The organism is Flaviramulus basaltis (genome assembly GCF_900114265.1).
In the GTDB taxonomy this organism is placed as follows: Bacteria; Bacteroidota; Bacteroidia; order Flavobacteriales; family Flavobacteriaceae; genus Flaviramulus; species Flaviramulus basaltis.
Genome location: NZ_FPKV01000029.1, coordinates 1 through 1,624 on the forward strand (window position 1 = coordinate 1; position 1,624 = coordinate 1,624).

Annotated in this window: 1 protein-coding gene; it reads right to left on the reverse strand. The window is 34.4% G+C overall.

All coding sequences use genetic code 11. The annotated features are described in order from the left end of the window. The coding region (locus tag BT151_RS18360; protein WP_072403822.1) for a DUF5060 domain-containing protein at positions 1 to 1,624 on the reverse strand (1,624 nt) is incomplete at both ends.

Here is a 1,624-nt window from a genome sequence, read left to right on the forward strand (position 1 = left end):
ATACATTTGTATCAGAATTTATAGTTGTTACAGAACCATCTTTTAAATCGCCCCCGTTTCTAGGGTCAAACCACTTAACACTATATGTATTAGAACCTGGTAAATCTAATGTAGCAGTTCCACCATCTGCTAAAAAGGCAATATAATTTTCTAAATTATCCGATAATAAATACCCTTTACTAATAGAAGCATCATCATTACTCATATTCCAAAAAGGGATATTATTATCTTCAAAGAAATTTTTTGCGTATTTCATTCTTTCTAGATAAGGCTGATATTGTGCTAAATTATCATTACTTACATCACCACCAGCACCATCTATATGATGAATGCCCACAGAACCAGCTGTAATACTGGGCCATAGCGATTTTTCTGTCCATGTTTCAATATTAGGATTTAAAACAGATGTATATGGCTCTGTGAATCTTACAACCCATTCTGTACCATCCGCAATTGCCAAATTTTTAATATTGATAACTTGGTCGTGTGTAAGTTTTAAATCATTATAATTACCTTGAATTGATATGGCTGTTAAAGCGGAAGTGCCTGATAAAGCTGTTAATTCTGGATAAATACTAAAATTACTCGCAGAACCATTGTGTGCGGAAATTAGATCGGAATAAGGGCTTAATGCTTGAATATAAACAGCTATTTCTTCTATTTGCGCAGCTGTGAATTGGTCTCCATTAGTATTCCAATTAGCTTCTTCACCGGTATTATAAACGATATTTAAATACCCAAATCGAGCAATTAACTCTCTATAGTATAATTTTCTACTATTTGAAAAATTCGATCTATTTATACCTTCTTGATCTTCAAACCAATTGCTGTTTTCTGTTTCACCTAACACCATTTCTAAGGCTATGCCTTTATTATACATGTGGTCAAAAACTATTTGCCACTGGTCTAGCTTAGACACATCATAAGTAGTATAATCTGTTTTGTTTGGGAATGGATAAGTTCTATCACCATCACCTGTAATGTTATTAAAAATAATGTACTGAATATTAGCCTCTTGACTAGCTAAGTAATTTACTGCACCAATAATTCCTGTGCCTTTTCCGCCTTTCCAAGTAGGGTCACCACTAAGATAATTCGATGCCATTTCACTATAATCATGTCTAGGAGTTGTGGCATCAAAGTCTGCGTATTCTAAAAATGTTTCTGGACTATCAGAACCCATTTCAAAATAGTAATCACCATTATCAAATTGTGCAGTACTTTTCCCAATATATTGTAGTTTTCCTTTTGCTCTAAAATCAACACCTGTTTTATTGGTTGCTTCAATATCAAAAGTACCAGTATCACCATCTATGGAAGTCGGTGTGCCATCTGTAGGATTTAAACTTACGGCAATATTAGTTCCTGTTCTAAAAGAAACCGAATAACTCCATATGCCTGTTTCATCTGGATTAAAATGGCAGCGCCATTTGTTACCACTTGTAGCTGAAGTTTCAGAAGCATTTCCATCGGCTGCAAAATAAGCAGGCACCGTGTAAGTCGCAGATGAAGGTGCTGTAAAAGTCACATTCATTCTGTAATTTAAATATGTTGCAGGAACTTCAGATAAACTAAGCGCATCAAATGTTAGTGTAGTTTTGTGATATTGATTTAAATCTCCTGT